This window comes from Bacillus sp. FJAT-49711 (assembly GCF_018343715.1).
Taxonomy (GTDB): Bacteria; Bacillota; Bacilli; order Bacillales; family Bacillaceae_C; genus Lederbergia.
In genome coordinates this window covers 1,082,999-1,099,346 of the sequence record NZ_JAGYPL010000001.1, presented here as the reverse complement: position 1 = coordinate 1,099,346, position 16,348 = coordinate 1,082,999, and the positions used below count along the sequence as shown (strand labels likewise).

At 36.8% G+C, this 16,348-nt stretch carries 17 protein-coding genes; all 17 read left to right on the top strand.

The annotated features are described in order from the left end of the window. Nucleotides 1-10 precede the first annotated feature (10 nt). Nucleotides 11-607, top strand: coding sequence for a chemotaxis protein CheB (locus KHA96_RS05290; protein WP_213128220.1), 597 nt, complete (start codon nt 11-13; stop codon nt 605-607). 13 nt (nt 608-620) lie between these two features. Then, a complete protein-coding gene (locus KHA96_RS05285) occupies nt 621-2,663 on the top strand; it encodes a chemotaxis protein CheA (protein WP_213128219.1) in 2,043 nt (680 codons plus the stop codon). An 18-nt stretch (nt 2,664-2,681) separates the two neighbouring features. Next, nucleotides 2,682-3,152, top strand: a complete 471-nt coding sequence (locus KHA96_RS05280) for a chemotaxis protein CheW (protein WP_213128218.1) — start codon at nt 2,682-2,684, stop codon at nt 3,150-3,152. After that, a complete protein-coding gene (locus KHA96_RS05275) occupies nt 3,142-3,780 on the top strand; it encodes a chemotaxis protein CheC (RefSeq protein WP_213128217.1) in 639 nt (212 codons plus the stop codon). Before KHA96_RS05280 ends, KHA96_RS05275 begins: the two co-directional genes overlap by 11 nt. Further along, nucleotides 3,773-4,267, top strand: coding sequence for a chemotaxis protein CheD (locus KHA96_RS05270; protein ID WP_213128216.1), 495 nt, complete (start codon nt 3,773-3,775; stop codon nt 4,265-4,267). The genes KHA96_RS05275 and KHA96_RS05270 overlap by 8 nt, the downstream gene beginning before the upstream one ends. 1,058 nt (nt 4,268-5,325) lie before the next feature. Continuing rightward, the gene (locus KHA96_RS05265) at nt 5,326-6,081 is read left to right on the top strand and encodes a FliA/WhiG family RNA polymerase sigma factor (protein ID WP_213128215.1); all 756 of its coding nucleotides are present in this window, start codon (nt 5,326-5,328) and stop codon (nt 6,079-6,081) included. Between the two features lie 15 nt (nt 6,082-6,096). Further along, complete coding sequence (locus tag KHA96_RS05260; protein ID WP_213128214.1) at nt 6,097-6,408, top strand: hypothetical protein; 312 nt, start codon at nt 6,097-6,099, stop codon at nt 6,406-6,408. An 8-nt stretch (nt 6,409-6,416) separates the two neighbouring features. Beyond that, entirely contained in the window at nt 6,417-6,896 is a 480-nt protein-coding gene (locus KHA96_RS05255) for a DUF6115 domain-containing protein (protein ID WP_213128213.1), read from the top strand. Nucleotides 6,897-7,041: 145 nt separating this feature from the next. Continuing rightward, complete coding sequence (gene rpsB, locus KHA96_RS05250; protein ID WP_213128212.1) at nt 7,042-7,761, top strand: 30S ribosomal protein S2; 720 nt, start codon at nt 7,042-7,044, stop codon at nt 7,759-7,761. Between the two features lie 118 nt (nt 7,762-7,879). Further along, nucleotides 7,880-8,761 (top strand): translation elongation factor Ts, encoded by an 882-nt coding sequence (tsf, locus tag KHA96_RS05245; protein ID WP_213128211.1) that lies wholly within the window; start codon nt 7,880-7,882, stop codon nt 8,759-8,761. Between the two features lie 104 nt (nt 8,762-8,865). Continuing rightward, a complete protein-coding gene (gene pyrH, locus KHA96_RS05240; protein ID WP_213128210.1) occupies nt 8,866-9,591 on the top strand; it encodes a UMP kinase in 726 nt (241 codons plus the stop codon). After that, complete coding sequence (gene frr, locus KHA96_RS05235) at nt 9,591-10,148, top strand: ribosome recycling factor (RefSeq protein WP_213128209.1); 558 nt, start codon at nt 9,591-9,593, stop codon at nt 10,146-10,148. Before pyrH ends, frr begins: the two co-directional genes overlap by 1 nt. A 177-nt stretch (nt 10,149-10,325) precedes the next feature. Next, complete coding sequence (locus KHA96_RS05230; protein ID WP_213128208.1) at nt 10,326-11,123, top strand: isoprenyl transferase; 798 nt, start codon at nt 10,326-10,328, stop codon at nt 11,121-11,123. Beyond that, the gene (locus KHA96_RS05225) at nt 11,120-11,905 is read left to right on the top strand and encodes a phosphatidate cytidylyltransferase (RefSeq protein ID WP_213128207.1); all 786 of its coding nucleotides are present in this window, start codon (nt 11,120-11,122) and stop codon (nt 11,903-11,905) included. Before KHA96_RS05230 ends, KHA96_RS05225 begins: the two co-directional genes overlap by 4 nt. Before the next feature lie 28 nt (nt 11,906-11,933). Then, nucleotides 11,934-13,079: a 1-deoxy-D-xylulose-5-phosphate reductoisomerase gene (dxr, locus tag KHA96_RS05220; RefSeq protein WP_213128206.1), complete on the top strand. Its 1,146-nt coding sequence runs from the start codon at nt 11,934-11,936 to the stop codon at nt 13,077-13,079. 53 nt (nt 13,080-13,132) lie between these two features. Further along, nucleotides 13,133-14,395, top strand: a complete 1,263-nt coding sequence (rseP, locus tag KHA96_RS05215; RefSeq protein WP_213128205.1) for an RIP metalloprotease RseP — start codon at nt 13,133-13,135, stop codon at nt 14,393-14,395. 227 nt (nt 14,396-14,622) lie between these two features. Beyond that, the gene (locus KHA96_RS05210; protein ID WP_213128691.1) at nt 14,623-16,326 is read left to right on the top strand and encodes a proline--tRNA ligase; all 1,704 of its coding nucleotides are present in this window, start codon (nt 14,623-14,625) and stop codon (nt 16,324-16,326) included. Nucleotides 16,327-16,348 lie beyond the last annotated feature (22 nt).

Here is a 16,348-nt window from a genome sequence, read left to right as displayed (position 1 = left end):
GTAGTAAATTATGACACCACGTAAAAATCCGGATAAAAAAAAGATCATTTGTATCGGAACTTCAACTGGCGGCCCCAGAGCATTGCAAGTAGTATTATCGCAGTTACCGAAAGAGTTGGATGCAACAATAGTTATTGTTCAGCATATGCCGCCAAAATTTACTAAGTCCTTGGCTGATAGATTAAACACAATATGTGATATAGAAGTTAAAGAAGCTGAAGATGGCGAATCATTAAAGGAAGGTACGGCTTATATCGCTCCAGGGGGCAGACATATGACGATTGTTCAAACAGGTGGCAGAGCAAAAGTGAAAATATTAGATAGTCCAACTGTTAACGGACATCGCCCTTCTGTTGATGTCTTGTTCAATTCAATTCATAATCTATCAAATTTCGATAAAATAGCTGTAATTATGACAGGAATGGGTGCAGACGGCGCAGCTGGTTTGGTAGAATTAAAGAAAGAAAGTAGTGTCTACGCGATAGCGGAATCTAAAGAAACTTGCATCGTTTATGGTATGCCAAACGCTGCTATTGCAACTAATCAAGTCGACTCCATAGCAAAACTGGATGATATAGCTGAAACGATCTTGAAATATATTAGATAAAGGACGTGGGCTTATGGATATGAATCAATATTTGGAAGTGTTCATTGATGAAAGTAAAGAGCATTTATTATCTTTGAATCAAAATCTTCTTGAATTGGAAAAGGATCCTCATAATCTTGAAATCGTAAACAATATTTTTAGAGCGGCACATACGCTGAAAGGTATGTCAGCCACAATGGGGTATTCGGACTTAGCCAATCTGACGCATATAATGGAAAATGTGCTGGATGGTATTAGAAATGAGAAAATGCAAGTGACCACGGATTTATTAGATATTGTGTTTCTTGCAGTGGACGATTTGGAAGCAATGGTAGAATCCATCGCATCAGGTGGAGATGGAACTCGAGATGTAAGCGTGGCTATTACTAAGCTCGAACAAATAGAGCAAGGAAATATACCGGCAATAAATGAAAAAGCTGAAGATGAAGCAGCCGCTGCACTAGCTTCTATTACATATCCAAAAAATAAATATGATCAATACGAAAGAACAGTTATCGAGCAATCAAAGGAACAAGGCTTTGATTGCTATGAACTAACAATTTCGTTGCGTGCTGATTGTTTATTAAAAACAGCGCGTGTGTTTATGGTATTTGAGGTATTGGAGAAATGTGGGGAAGTCATAAAATCTTCACCTTCTGTTGAACAATTGGAAGAAGAGCAGTTTGACTCCGAGTTTACGGTTACATTAATTACACAAGAATCTGGTGAAGACTTACGTAAAAAAATCATGAAAATTTCGGAAATTGAATCAGTCGAAACAAATTTATTCGATACGTTATCAATCGATGAAAAAAGTGAAGAAGCTACGTCTGACAATTTAGATAAAAGCGAAAAGGAAAAAATAGAGGATACCTTGCCTTCACCTTCCAGAAAGCCAGAAACGAATGAAAAGAGACAAAGTAAAGCTGCAAATAAAACGATTAGGGTAAATATTGAGCGTCTCGATATGTTGATGAATCTTTTTGAAGAGCTTGTCATTGACAGGGGCCGTTTAGAGCAAATATCACAAGATATTGAGAACTCTGATTTAGCTGAAACAGTAGAAAGAATGACGCGTATTTCAGGTGATTTACAAAGTATTATTTTGAATATGAGAATGGTGCCTGTTGACAATGTATTTAATCGATTTCCAAGAATGGTTAGACAGCTGGCAAAAGATTTGGACAAGCTTCTTGAACTGGAAATTATCGGAGCAGAAACAGAGTTAGATCGAACAGTAATAGATGAGATCGGTGATCCTATTGTTCATTTATTAAGAAATGCTATTGATCATGGTATCGAAAATCCTGAAGTCAGAAGGGCAAATGGAAAATCTGAAACAGGAAACATTCAATTAAAGGCATATCATAGTGGGAATCATGTGTTTATAGAGATCGAAGATGATGGTGCAGGTATAAATCGAAATAAAATTATTGAAAAAGCCATTTCAAAAGGAATTATTTCTCAAAATGAAGCAGCCGAATTAACAGATTCAGAAGCATTTGAATTGATTATGGCGCCTGGATTTTCAACAGCGGAAAAAATCTCCGATATCTCAGGACGTGGAGTAGGTTTAGATGTAGTAAAATCCAAAATTTTATCATTGGGTGGAACAGTATCCATTGATTCAGTTGAAGGAAAAGGATCCGTTTTTTCCATTCAATTACCATTAACTTTATCGATTATTTCAGCAATGTTGATTGAAATTGGACCAGAAAAATATGCTTTGCCGTTATCCTCCATTATTGAAACAGCTATCATTAAAAAATCAGAAATACTATTGGCGCATGATCAACAGGTGATTGATTTCAGAGGTAAAGTCGTACCTTTAATATCACTGAAGGAAATTTTTGGCCTTCATGCTGATCATGAATTAGATGAATTTATTTCGATTGTAATCGTTCGTAAAGGTGATAAAATGGCAGCCCTTATTGTTGATTCTTTTATAGGGCAGCAAGAAATTGTTCTTAAATCACTCGGGTCTTATTTGACAGAGGTATTCGCTATTTCTGGTGCCACTATTTTAGGTGATGGACAGGTTGCACTCATCATCGACTGCAATGCTTTAATTAAATAATTGTTAGGAGCTGATACAATGATTAATTCAACCGAAGCCTCTGAACAAAAAGTTATCGTTTTAAAACTTAACGATAAGGAGTATTCCATTTCAGTTAAGCATGTCACGGCAATTGAAAAAATGCTTCATATAACAAGAGTGCCAAATGTCCCTGCCTTTATAAAAGGAGTGACGAATTTACGCGGGGTTATTATTCCGATCGTTGATTTGAAAAATCGTTTTGGTATTGGAAATGCTGATTATACAGATCGCACAAGGATCATTATTGTTTCCTATAAGAATATGACAGTTGGAATGATCGTTGATGAAGCAAATGATGTTTTGGATATACCGGAGTCTCTTATTGAGCCATGCCCGGACGTAGCAGGAGCGGCGCCTCCTGAATTCATTGAGGGAGTCGCAAACTTAGAAAAAAGACTTGTTCTATTGTTAAATCTTGAAAATATCGTTACCCCTCTTTCTTTAAGGGATGGAATGTATGGAGCTTAAAAAAATTATTACACCTTTTCAATTAGATGTTTTAAAAGAAATCGGCAATATTGGTGCTGGAAATGCAGCTACTGCACTTTCCGTATTAGTAGGTAAAAATATTGACATGAAAGTTCCTTCCGTTAGAATTGTTACTTTTGATGAAATGCTGGAAATGGCTGGCGGTCACGATACAATTGTAACTGCAGTATTTTTGAGAGTAGAAGGTGATGCCTCAGGCAGTATGTTTTTTATTCTCCCTATTGAACAGGCTACTAAATATGTACAAAAATTAACTGGAGATATGTCCTTTTCTTTTGAAAATCCACCCTATTCCGAAATGGGACTTTCTGCAATGCAGGAATTGGGAAATATTTTATCAGGTTCTTATTTATCATCCTTATCTGATTTTACAGGGCTGGACCTTTATCCTTCTGTTCCATCAATTAGTGTTGATATGGCAGGTGCTATAATAAGTTACGGGTTGATTGAATTATCGCATTCGCAAGACTATGCAATCGTAATTGATACGGCATTAAATGAGGAAAATACTAATTCCGTAAGTGTAAATGGTCATTTTTTCCTTCTTCCTGATCCAAACTCGTTTTCAGTCATATTTAATACGCTGGGAGTCGAAATGAATGATTGATACGGTAGTAAGGGTCGGAATTGCAGATATGAAAATAGTAAAATCACCCGAAAAGATAAGAACTTCAGGACTAGGTTCATGTGTCGGAGTAGTCGTTTATGATAAACAGATTAGTATAGCAGGACTTGCACATATAATGTTGCCTGATTCAGCCCTTGCAAGAGGGGACAAGGAAATAAATAAGGCGAAATTTGCTGATACTGCTTTGAGAGAGCTAATTCATGAACTTATCTCCCTTGGAGCAAATCAGTCAAGGCTTAAGGCGAAAATTGCCGGAGGAGCACAAATGTTTCATTTTTCTTCAAAAAATGATCAAATGAGAATAGGTCCCCGTAATATTGAGGCGGTAAAGCAAGAGTTAAAATCAATGAAAATTCAACTTGTCGCTGAGGATACCGGGGGGCATAGTGGCAGGACGATAGAATTCGATACTGAAACTTGCATGTTACAAATAAAAACAGTTTACCAAGAAATGATTGAAATCTGATCAACATGCGAAAATCGCTTGTAACTAGATTTTCGGAATTTTAAAGCATTAATCTGCGAAAAAGGCATCACATATTTATTTTTTTAAAAGGCTATTTTGATAATCAATGTTTCCTTTACTACGGTAGTGCGTGATTGATTTTCGCTCCAGCTGCTCTCTTTCCGCGGGGCGGGCGGTTTGTCTAGCTGCAGCGCCTATCCCCTCGAGGTCATAAGTCATATTACTACGTGGCTAAAAGGCAAGCCACTGCACAATTTGTCTTATGCTTGTCGGGGCTCGTCAAGGCGCATACGCATTTCCATGAGCCTCCTCGGCGTAAACGCCTGTGGGGTCTCAGTCTCACTTATGCCGCTGATTCCGCTACGGACAAGTACATCCTAGTGTCGGCGGAGGCTACAGGACGTGGCCGTCTTTAGCCGACCAGGAGTCTCACACTTTCGCTCCAATTAACATACAACAGATTTTGTTTTGAAATCATTTGGGAAAGAACCTTTAAAAATGATTTATGCCATTGAAGAGAATAGAAGATAATTAAGGAACGATAAGTTCATCTTTTTGATAAGGATACGAAGTTTTGATAATCTTCAAGTGGAACGACAGTAGGTTTCTATTTTAACGCCTCAATCACAGTAATTAAGGAAATAAACCACTTCTTCGGCAATTTTTGGTGTTTCAAAAAAGTCGAGCCTTTCCGACAAAAGGCAATAAAATTTCCTTGTATAAATAACTAGCTTAAGCCTTATAAAAAGGAAGAGATTAAGAGTCCCCTACTATGAGCGAAAGAATATCTCAGTCAATCTACATTCCAGACGGCGACTCCTGGAGGCTCACCGCACGTGCACCGGAAAGCTACCGCCTGAAACGGAATTCAACGGTGGCAGGCTCTCTCGTAGTAAGTAGATTATTTTCTCGTACAGTATAGAGTGGGCAATTTTATAAATAAAAAGTGAAATACCCCCTATTTAATGCAGGAGGAGAATAAAAAAATAGTACAGAAAGCCTTGTACCGTCAGACTTGGTGAATGCAGAGAGTCTATGTAATTGTGAGGAGGGATTATATGTCAAACTCACCACCGATGGAAGAGAAGAAATATTGGGAGCTTTGGACTCATTCCCGTGATGCTAATGCAGGAGATATGCTTGTAGAAAAATACATGCCTTTAGTTTCTTATCATGTTCAACGCATATCAGTAGGATTACCTAAAAATGTTAGTCGGGAAGAGCTTAAAAGTTTAGGACTATTGGGCCTTCTGGATGCTTTAAATAAATATGATATTTCTAGGGATCTTAAATTCGATACATATGCTTCATTTCGAATTAGGGGTGCAATTATTGACGGATTAAGAAAAGAAGATTGGCTTCCAAGAAGCACAAGAGAAAAGGTTAAGAAAATAGAAGTTGCTACACAAATGCTCGAACAAGAATTGATGCGTCACGCTTCGGTAGAAGAAATTGCATCAGTGAGCGGATTTTCAGAAGATGAAGTTTGCAAAACGTTAAATGAGCACATTTTTGCAAGTGTCTTATCCATTGATGAGCATATTTATGATCAAGAGGACGAAAGTCAAAGCCATAATATTAAAGATGAAGAAACACTAACTCCAGAAGAACAGTTAGTTAAAAATGAGTGGCTTAAAGATCTTGAGCTGGCACTATTGGATTTGAATGAAAAAGAGCAACTAGTATTAAGTTTATTTTATAAAGAAGAATTAACGTTTACAGAAATCGGAGAAATATTACAATTATCCACTTCAAGAATTTCCCAAATCCATTCTAAGACGATTGTTAAATTAAAGAGTGTACTTCTAAAATAACGGGGGTATAAATAGGTGAGTCTTAAATCGATCGAAATGCAAGTTGCCCTTCCGAGAACTATTGAAGCGGGGAAAATCTCCGAGCAGCTTCAGCAAAGAGGACAAGTCATCTTAGATCATGCGGCAAAGGAAATGGAAGAAAAAGTTGAGCGTGAGCGAAACGGGATCATTGAAACGGATCGAAAAGATAAATTACTATTAAAAGATGAACGATCACCTCATAAAAATAGTGATGAAAATCAGCCCAAAAAAAGAAAAACAAAAAAACGAATAAACATGGAGGGGACTCACCCTTATAAAGGCACAACAATAGATTACAATGGGTAGGGATAATATTGATCGGTATACTAATTTTTTTCTTATTTATGTTGAATCTTTTCCTGATTTTGGCTGTCGTTGTTTTATATCAACGTCAAAATCGTTTCATAGAAATTGAAAGGAATCAACGGAAAATTCAAGAAGAATCTGAAGAAATGTTAGCAGCATTTCTGTTGGAGCTAAAAGAAGAAAATAAATCATTTATCACACAATTTCAGCATTCACCAAAAAGCAACAAACAATCGGATGACATGCAGAATGAACCTAATGCCATAGTAGAACAGGAATCTCCTATAACTGCAGAAACATATTCAAGAATGCTGGCAGCGGAAGTATATGAAAATAAACAAAGTGAAGTAGAAACTCCAAAAACCTTCACTCAACAAGTAGAAGATTTATCTCAAAAAGGATTAACTAGCAGCGAAATAGCAAAACAATTAAAAAAAGGAAAAACCGAAGTGGAGTTGCTTCTTAAGTTCCATGAAAATCGGAAGTAATACTTGATAGCATACTTTTTTTATGCTATATTGATTGATGGTGTTAATACACACGTTCCGTGATTTTGTTGCATGGTGCTGTTTATATACAGAATGCGCAAAAAATGAGCGGAACGGAGGAAGAAAACCAAGGAGGAAAAACACTATGTCAGTAATTTCAATGAAGCAATTGCTTGAAGCTGGTGTTCATTTTGGACATCAAACACGCCGTTGGAACCCAAAAATGAAAAAATACATTTTTACGGAACGTAACGGTATTTATATCATCGACCTTCAAAAAACGGTAAAAAAGGTCGAAGAAGCTTATAACTTTATGAGAGAGCTTGCTGATAACAATGGTAAAGTTCTATTCGTAGGAACAAAAAAACAAGCTCAAGAATCTGTTAAAGAAGAAGCAGAGCGTGCGGGACATTACTATGTAAATCATCGCTGGCTTGGCGGAACTTTAACTAACTTTGAAACTATTCAAAAAAGAATCGAACGCTTAAAAGCAATCGAAAAAATGGAAGAAGATGGAACTTTCGAAGTATTGCCTAAAAAAGAAGTCGTTATGTTGAAGAAAGAATATGATCGCCTCGTTAAATTTTTAGGCGGCATCAAAGACATGAAAACTCTTCCGGATGCTATGTTCATTATAGACCCTCGCAAAGAAAGAATTGCTGTTGCGGAGGCGCGTAAATTAAATATTCCTATCGTCGGAATCGTTGATACAAACTGTGACCCGGATGAAATCGATCATGTAATTCCTGCTAACGATGATGCAATCCGTGCAGTAAAACTTTTGACTGCTAAAATGGCTGATGCATTGCTCGAATCTAAACAAGATGAAGAAGCAGAAGAAGCAGCTGAAACTGCAAACGTCTAACATATTAAAAAGCTATAGCGCTGCAAATTGACAGAGCTGTATCATTGCGATAAAAGGTGATAAGAGTGATAGACACTTATCACCTTTTTTCAAACTATTATTTAGGAGGGCAAAACAAATGGCAATTACTGCACAAATGGTAAAAGAATTACGTGAAAAAACTGGCGCAGGTATGATGGATTGTAAAAAAGCGCTGACTGAAACAAACGGAAATATGGAAGAAGCTATTGATTTTCTACGTGAGAAAGGGATTGCTTCTGCTGCGAAAAAGGCCGACCGTATTGCTGCAGAAGGAACAACTTTTATATTAAGTAAAGGTAATGACGCAGTTATTCTTGAAGTAAATGCTGAAACAGACTTCGTTGCTAAAAACGAAAACTTCCAAAGCTTAGTTAAAGAATTGGCTGAGCATTTGCTTGAAAATAAACCTGCATCTGTGGAAGAAGCGTTAGAGCAAAAAATGGATAATGGTCAAATAGTTAGTGAATACGTGAATGCGGCTATTGCAAAAATTGGAGAAAAAATCACTTTACGCCGTTTTGAAGTAAAAACAAAAGCGGACAACGGTGCATTTGGTGAATACTTGCATATGGGCGGCCGCATTGCAGTTCTAACTGTATTAGAAGGAACTACAGATGAAGCAGTAGCAAAAGACGTAGCGATGCACATCGCTGCTATTAATCCTAAATATATTTCTCGCGATCAAGTATCAGAAGAAGAAACAGAGCATGAACGCCAAGTACTTACACAACAGGCATTAAATGAAGGTAAACCTGAAAACATAGTTGCGAAAATGGTAGAAGGCCGCCTACGTAAATTCTTCGAAGATATTTGCTTGCTAGATCAAACATTCGTTAAGAATCCAGATCAAAAGGTTCGTCAATTTGTAGAATCAAATGGTGGAAAAGTAGTAGAATTTATCCGTTTTGAAGTTGGAGAAGGTCTAGAAAAGCGCCAAGAGAATTTTGCAGAAGAAGTTATGAGTCAAATTAAGAAATAATATTGAAGGGAACATTTCTGTGTTCCCTTTTTTTCGAAGAAAAGAAAACTTCGAAAAACATTGCTCTCTTACGAAAAAATACATAACTACATACGGAGGTTTTTATGAGCAATCCTAAATATAAACGAGTTGTACTTAAACTCAGTGGTGAAGCACTAGCTGGAGATGAAGGCTTTGGCATTAAACCAACCGTTATCAAATCAATTGCTGAACAAGTAAAAGAAGTAGCTGAATTAGGTGTTGAGATAGCTGTAGTAGTTGGCGGAGGAAATATTTGGCGAGGAAAAGTAGGCAGTGAAATGGGAATGGATAGAGCAACAGCTGACTATATGGGCATGCTTGCGACTGTCATGAACTCATTAGCCTTGCAGGATAGCTTAGAACAATTAGGAATCGAGACGCGTGTTCAAACTTCAATTGATATGCGCCAAGTTGCAGAGCCTTACATACGTAGAAGGGCAATCCGTCATTTAGAAAAAAATCGTGTCGTCATATTTGCAGCAGGCACTGGGAATCCGTATTTCTCAACAGATACTACTGCTGCACTTAGAGCTGCTGAAATAGAGGCCGAAGTTATTCTTATGGCTAAAAACAATGTTGATGGTGTCTATAACGATGATCCGAAAATTAATAAAGATGCAGTAAAATACGATCAGCTTTCTTACTTGGATGTTTTAAAAGAAGGATTGGGGGTAATGGATTCTACTGCTTCTTCGTTATGTATGGACAATGATATACCATTGATTGTCTTTTCATTCACTGAAAAAGGAAATGTAAAACGTGCTGTTATGGGTGAACAAATAGGAACTTTAGTGAGGGGGAAAGAATAATGACAAAACAAGTACTATCTGAAACGCAAAGCAAAATGGAGAAAGCTATCCAAGTTTATACTCGTGAACTTGCAAGCATTCGTGCTGGTAGAGCGAGCGCATCGCTTCTTGATAAGCTTACTATTGATTACTACGGAGCTCCCACACCTGTGAATCAAATGGCTTCTATTTCCGTACCAGAGGCAAGATTGCTTGTCATTCAACCCTATGATAAATCTATTCTCGGTGATATCGAAAAAGCTATTTTAAAATCAGATCTTGGTCTTATGCCTTCAAACGATGGCTCTCTAATTAGACTATCCATTCCACAACTTACAGAAGAACGTAGAAAAGAACTTGTGAAAGTTGTAAGGAAAGAAGGCGAAGATGCAAAAATTGCTATTCGTAATATCCGCCGTGATGGAAATGACGATCTGAAAAAGCTGGAAAAAAGCGGGGATATAACTGAAGACGATTTACGTGGTTATTCCGACGATATTCAAAAATTAACAGATAATCACATAAAGAAAATCGATGATATTACAAAAGAAAAAGAGCAGGAAATATTGGCTGTATAAAAGGACTCATTGAAAAGAGTATTCTCCCTTTATAATGAAGGGAGTTTTTTTATGTTAGAATATGTCAATAATTATTTCTTTCTGTATCATTCTCTATCCAAATAGTAATATTTTCTTTATAATAGGGATTATGGCTCTTTCGAATATAAGGAAACAACTCTGATGGAGGATCCTTTCATGTTAAATAAAATTAAATTATGGAAAAGCTCACAAAAAGCTCTTACGTTAGATGAAAGAGTAGAACAGGTGTTAAAACTGCCAATTCCAAATCATATTGCTATCATCATGGATGGCAATGGCAGGTGGGCAAAAAGACGGGCTCTTCCTAGAATAGCCGGTCATCATGAAGGAATGAGAGTAGTACGAAAAATTACAATGTTGGCGAATAAGCTTCATATTGATACTTTGACGCTTTATGCATTTTCAACAGAGAATTGGAAACGTCCAAAGCATGAAGTTGACTATTTAATGGGCTTGCCTGAAGAATTTCTTGGTAACTTTCTACCTGAATTGATTGAAGAAAATGTAAAAGTTTGTATGATCGGCAATGAAAATAGAATTCCAGATCATACTAGGCGAGCAGTTGAAAAAGCAATAGAGGAAACTTCCTCAAATACAGGACTTAAATTAAATTTTGCATTAAATTACGGGGGAAGGGCAGAAATTATTGAAGCAGTCCGGGAAATTTCCAATGATGTAAAAAATGGAAAATTACAACATATGGATATTGATGATGATTGCTTTTCAAAATATTTAATGACTCACCATCTGTCTGATCCTGACCTGTTAATTCGGACGAGTGGAGAGCTTCGCATCAGCAATTTTATGCTATGGCAAATCGCTTATTCGGAATTATGGTTTACAGACGTTTTATGGCCCGATTTTACGGAAAAACATTTACTCGATGCAGTTGAGGCATACCAGCGTCGTACTAGACGATTTGGAGGAATACATAGCGAGGAGTCAAAAAAATGAAACAACGAATCATAACAGCATCCATTTTGATTGCCATATTTTTGCCGGTTGCAATTATGGGTGGAATTCCTTTCTTGTTTTTAGCTTACATAATGGCTTCTATCGGATTATATGAGCTTTTTCATATGAGAAAACTATCTATTTTTTCATTTCACGGGTTAATAGCAATTGTTTTACTATGGACCTTTTTATTGCCAAACCATTATTTTAATATGATTAATATGACCGAACTGTCCAAAATTGAAATTGCCTTTGCAGCCGTTTTAATATTTTTATCTTATACAGTGATAGTAAAAAATCAGTTTACATTTGATGATGTTGGATTTATCCTATTATCTGTTTTATATATTGGCATTGGTTTTTTCTATTTTGTACAGATTCGCGAAGAAGGACTTGTTTATCTTTTTTATGCATTATTTGTCGTATGGGTAACAGATTCAGGAGCATATTTCGTTGGTAGGAAATTTGGCAAACATAAATTATGGCCGGAAATTAGTCCTAATAAAACGGTTGAAGGGTTTTTTGGTGGGATTGCTTCCGGTTTGATTGTAGCCATTTTATTTATTTTCTTTTCCAATATTCAAATTCCTCTTTTCCAATTATTAATTGTGACGATCGTCATTTCTATTTTTGGACAAATGGGTGATCTAGCTGAGTCAGCATTAAAACGTCATTATGGAGTAAAAGATTCAGGAAATCTATTTCCGGGCCATGGAGGTATTCTTGACCGCTGTGACAGCTGGTTATTTGTATTACCCCTTCTTCATTTCTTAATTTTTTAATTGATTTTATCTTCAAGGAGCGAAAAGAATGAAATATATAAGTTTGCTTGGAGCAACAGGTTCAATTGGTATACAAACCTTAGATGTTATTCGGAAAAACCCCGAACATTTTAAGCTATTGGCGATTTCAGCAGGAAAAAATATTGAACTTGTCAGAAAAATTATTGCTGAGTTTAATCCTGAGTATGTTTCTATTCAAAATAAAGCGGATTATGAATCCTTAAGAACAGAGTATCCGCAAGGAATAACATTTGGATATGGATCTGACGGATTAATGGAGGCTGCAGTTTATTCTAAAGCAAACTTACTATTAAACGCGGTAATTGGAAGTGTAGGTCTTTTGCCAACACTTCAGGCAATTAAAGAAAAAAAGACAATTGCTCTTGCTAATAAAGAAACATTGGTAACAGCGGGACATCTCGTCATGTCTTTAGCGAAGGAAAATAATGTTCCTATCATACCAGTTGATAGTGAGCATTCGGCGATTTTTCAATGTTTGCAAGGAGAAAATTTATCAAGTGTTAGAAGGCTTATTTTAACAGCCTCTGGTGGAAGCTTTAGGGAATATAGCCGTGCAGAGTTGGAAAATGTTACGCTAGAACAAGCGCTGAATCATCCTAATTGGTCAATGGGCTCCAAAATTACAATTGATTCTGCTACAATGATGAACAAAGGACTAGAAGTGATAGAAGCTCATTGGCTATTTGAGAAATCATATGAAAATATTGAAGTTCTTTTACATCGAGAAAGCATTATCCATTCTATGGTTGAATATGATGACAGCAGTATAATAGCACAGTTGGGTAGCCCTGATATGAGAGTGCCAATTCAATATGCACTCACATATCCTAAGAGATTTGATTTTAAAACTGAAAATCGTCTCGATCTAGCGAAAATTGGTCAACTGCAATTTGAAGAAATGAGCTTTGAAAGGTTTAGATGTCTAAAATTTGCATATGAAGCCGGAAAAATAGGGGGTACAATGCCTACTGTTCTCAATGCTGCTAATGAAGAAGCTGTAAATGCTTTTCTATTAGGAAAGATATCTTTTCTTACAATTGAAGATTTGATTGAAAAGGCGCTTGAACGCCATAATATTATTAATGACCCTGATCTTGCTTCTATTCGAGAAGTTGATACAGAAACAAGGGTATTTGTGAACTCACTTATTTAATACGGACTAGGTTCAATTAAGAAAACCGTTTTACATGGAAGGAGTTGTATGATTTGAATACTGTTATATCCTTTATTATTATATTTGGGGCTCTCGTATTTTTTCACGAGTTTGGACATTTTATATTTGCTAAACGTGCAGGAATACTTGTAAGAGAGTTTGCAATTGGATTTGGTCCGAAAATTTTTTCGTATAAAAAAGGAGAAACGATCTATACAATTCGCCTTTTGCCAATTGGCGGCTTTGTAAGAATGGCAGGGGAAGATCCGGATCAGCCAGAGATTAAACCAGGACATCGAATTGCTATTTTATTTGATCAAAGCAATAAAGTTAGCAAAATAATTTTGAATGGTAAAAATCGTTATCCGAACGCAAAAATGATTGAAGTTGAGAAGGCCGATTTGGAACAACGACTCGTCATTCAAGGATATGAAGAAGGTGAAGATGAGCTTCTTCAATCTTTTGAGGTTTCTCGTGAAGCAGTAGTTGTTGAGGATCAAGTAGAAACTCAGATTGCGCCTTGGGATCGACAATTTGCTTCAAAAAAATTAAGTTCCAGAGCTATGACGATATTTGCGGGTCCATTATTTAATTTCATCTTGGCAATTGTCGCTTTTACGATAATTGGTATTATTCAAGGTGTGCCAGTAGATGAGGCTAAGCTTGGTAATGTGCTTTCGGACGGAGCTGCTCAAGAAGCCGGCTTAAAACAAGGGGATCTAGTACTAAGTATTGATGGTTCAGAAGTTAATACTTTTACGGATATGACAACAATCGTAAGAGCTCATCCAGAAGAGGAACTTGTCTTTACCATTGATCGCGACGGCCAAACATTTGACATTCCAATAACTCCTAAACGGATTGTTGAGGATGAAGGAGAAATAGGGTTAATTGGTGTTCAATCCTATTTAGATAAATCATTCTCTAAAGTTGCACTAAGCGGCTTTATCGAAACATACCATTGGACTATTAAAATTGTACAATTACTTGGACAATTAGTGATTGGCCAGTTTTCTATTGATATGCTTTCTGGACCAGTAGGAATATATAAGTCAACGGAAGAAGTCGCTAAAGCGGGTATTCTTTATTTAATGAAATGGACTGGGCTTTTGAGCATTAATTTAGGTATTATGAACCTATTGCCAATACCGGCGCTTGACGGTGGGCGACTATTATTTTTCGGAGTAGAAGCTGTTAGAGGTAAGCCAATTGATCGTCATAAAGAAGGTATGGTGCATTTTATTGGATTTGCGCTATTAATGGTCTTAATGATAGTCGTTACATGGAATGATATTCAGCGATTCTTTATTAATTAGACTGCATTCGTTAAACGTTGATGTTTCTGTAAAGGCCCAAAAGACGGCTTTTACATTAAATTAAAGGTTGTATGGATCTTATATGTAGTTCCAGCTCTTTTCTCAGTTATATTATTCATTTAATAACAGAATCCAATTTTCATCATTTATATTCATCGTCATTAGCAATAATGTACGAGAAAGTGCCATTATTTAAATGTGTAGTTTTAAAAGACGGGGTGCGTGTAATGAGACAAAGTATGACATTAATCCCTACCCTTCGTGAAGTTCCTGCTGATGCAGATATTAAAAGTCATCAGCTCCTTCTAAGGGCAGGTTTCATAAGGCAAACAGCAAGTGGAGTATATACATATATGCCACTTGCCAAAAGAACGTTAGATAAGATAGAAAAAATAATTCGTGAAGAAATGGAAAATGCAGGTGCAGCTGAATTGCTGATGCCTGCATTGCAGCCAGCTGAGTTATGGCAGGAATCCGGCCGCTGGTATACGTATGGTGATGAATTAATGCGTATGCATGATAGGCATGGAAGGGACTTCGCTTTAGGGGCGACGCATGAGGAAGTCATTACGAGTCTTATAAACAATGAAGTTCAATCGTATAAGCGCCTCCCACTTACACTTTTCCAAATCCAGACAAAGTTTAGGGATGAACAACGACCAAGATTCGGATTATTGCGCGGACGAGAGTTTATCATGAAGGATGCATATTCCTTCCATACGTCGCCCGAAAGCTTAGATGAAGTGTATGATAAAATGTACACAGCATACATGAATATTTTCACTAGATGTGGTCTTGATTTCCGGGCAGTATTAGCTGACTCAGGAGCGATTGGCGGTAAAGACACTCAAGAATTTATGGTTTTATCTGAAATTGGTGAAGATACAATTGCTTACTCTGATTCTTCTGATTATGCAGCTAATATTGAAATGGCTGAATGTGTGGTCGAATATGAGAGTCCAAAGGAAGACGAAAAAGAATTAGAAAAAATTCAAACTCCAAACCAAAAAACAATTGCGGAAGTGTCGTCATTTTTTAATGTAGAACCTAAAAAGTGCATAAAATCGTTAGTATTCAAAATAGATGAAGAACCAGTTATGATATTAGTTCGCGGGGATCATGAAGTCAATGATATTAAAGTAAAAAATACACTGAATGCAAAATCAGTTGAACTTTGCGATCATGAAGAAACGGAAAAAATTTTAGGATGCCCTACTGGTTCATTAGGGCCAGTCGGTGTGGCAGGAAAAATGAAGGTATATGCGGATCATGCTGTAAAAGCTATAGTAAATGCCGTTTGTGGTGCCAATGATGATGGGTTCCATTTCATTAATGCTAATCCTAGAAGAGACTTTAAGGTTGAAAACTATGCTGATTTCAGATCTATTATGGAAGGCGATCCATCTCCAGATGGAAATGGGACAATCCGCTTTGCACGCGGCATAGAGGTTGGTCATATTTTCAAGCTGGGAACGACGTACAGTGAAGCAATGGATGCAAATTATTTAGATGAAAACGGACGTGCTCAAAACTATATTATGGGCTGCTACGGTATTGGAGTTTCTCGTACACTGTCGGCGATTGCGGAGCAATTTAATGATGAGGACGGACTTGTTTGGCCAAATCATATAGCTCCATATCACATACATGTCATTCCGGTGAATATGAAGAATCAAGATCAGGTTGGGCTCGCTGAAGAATTGTATAATTTATTTAAAGCAAATCGATATGAAGTTTTACTAGATGATCGTTCCGAAAGACCTGGTGTTAAATTCAATGATTCAGATTTAATTGGTCTGCCGATCCGTATTACAGTTGGAAAAAGAGCGAGTGAAGGAATTGTTGAAGTAAAGGTAAGAAAAACGGGCGAATCAATTGAAGTGGAATCAACACAGTTACTACCATTAGTTCATCAATTACTTAATAAATAATGAGAAGGTACCTATATAAGGT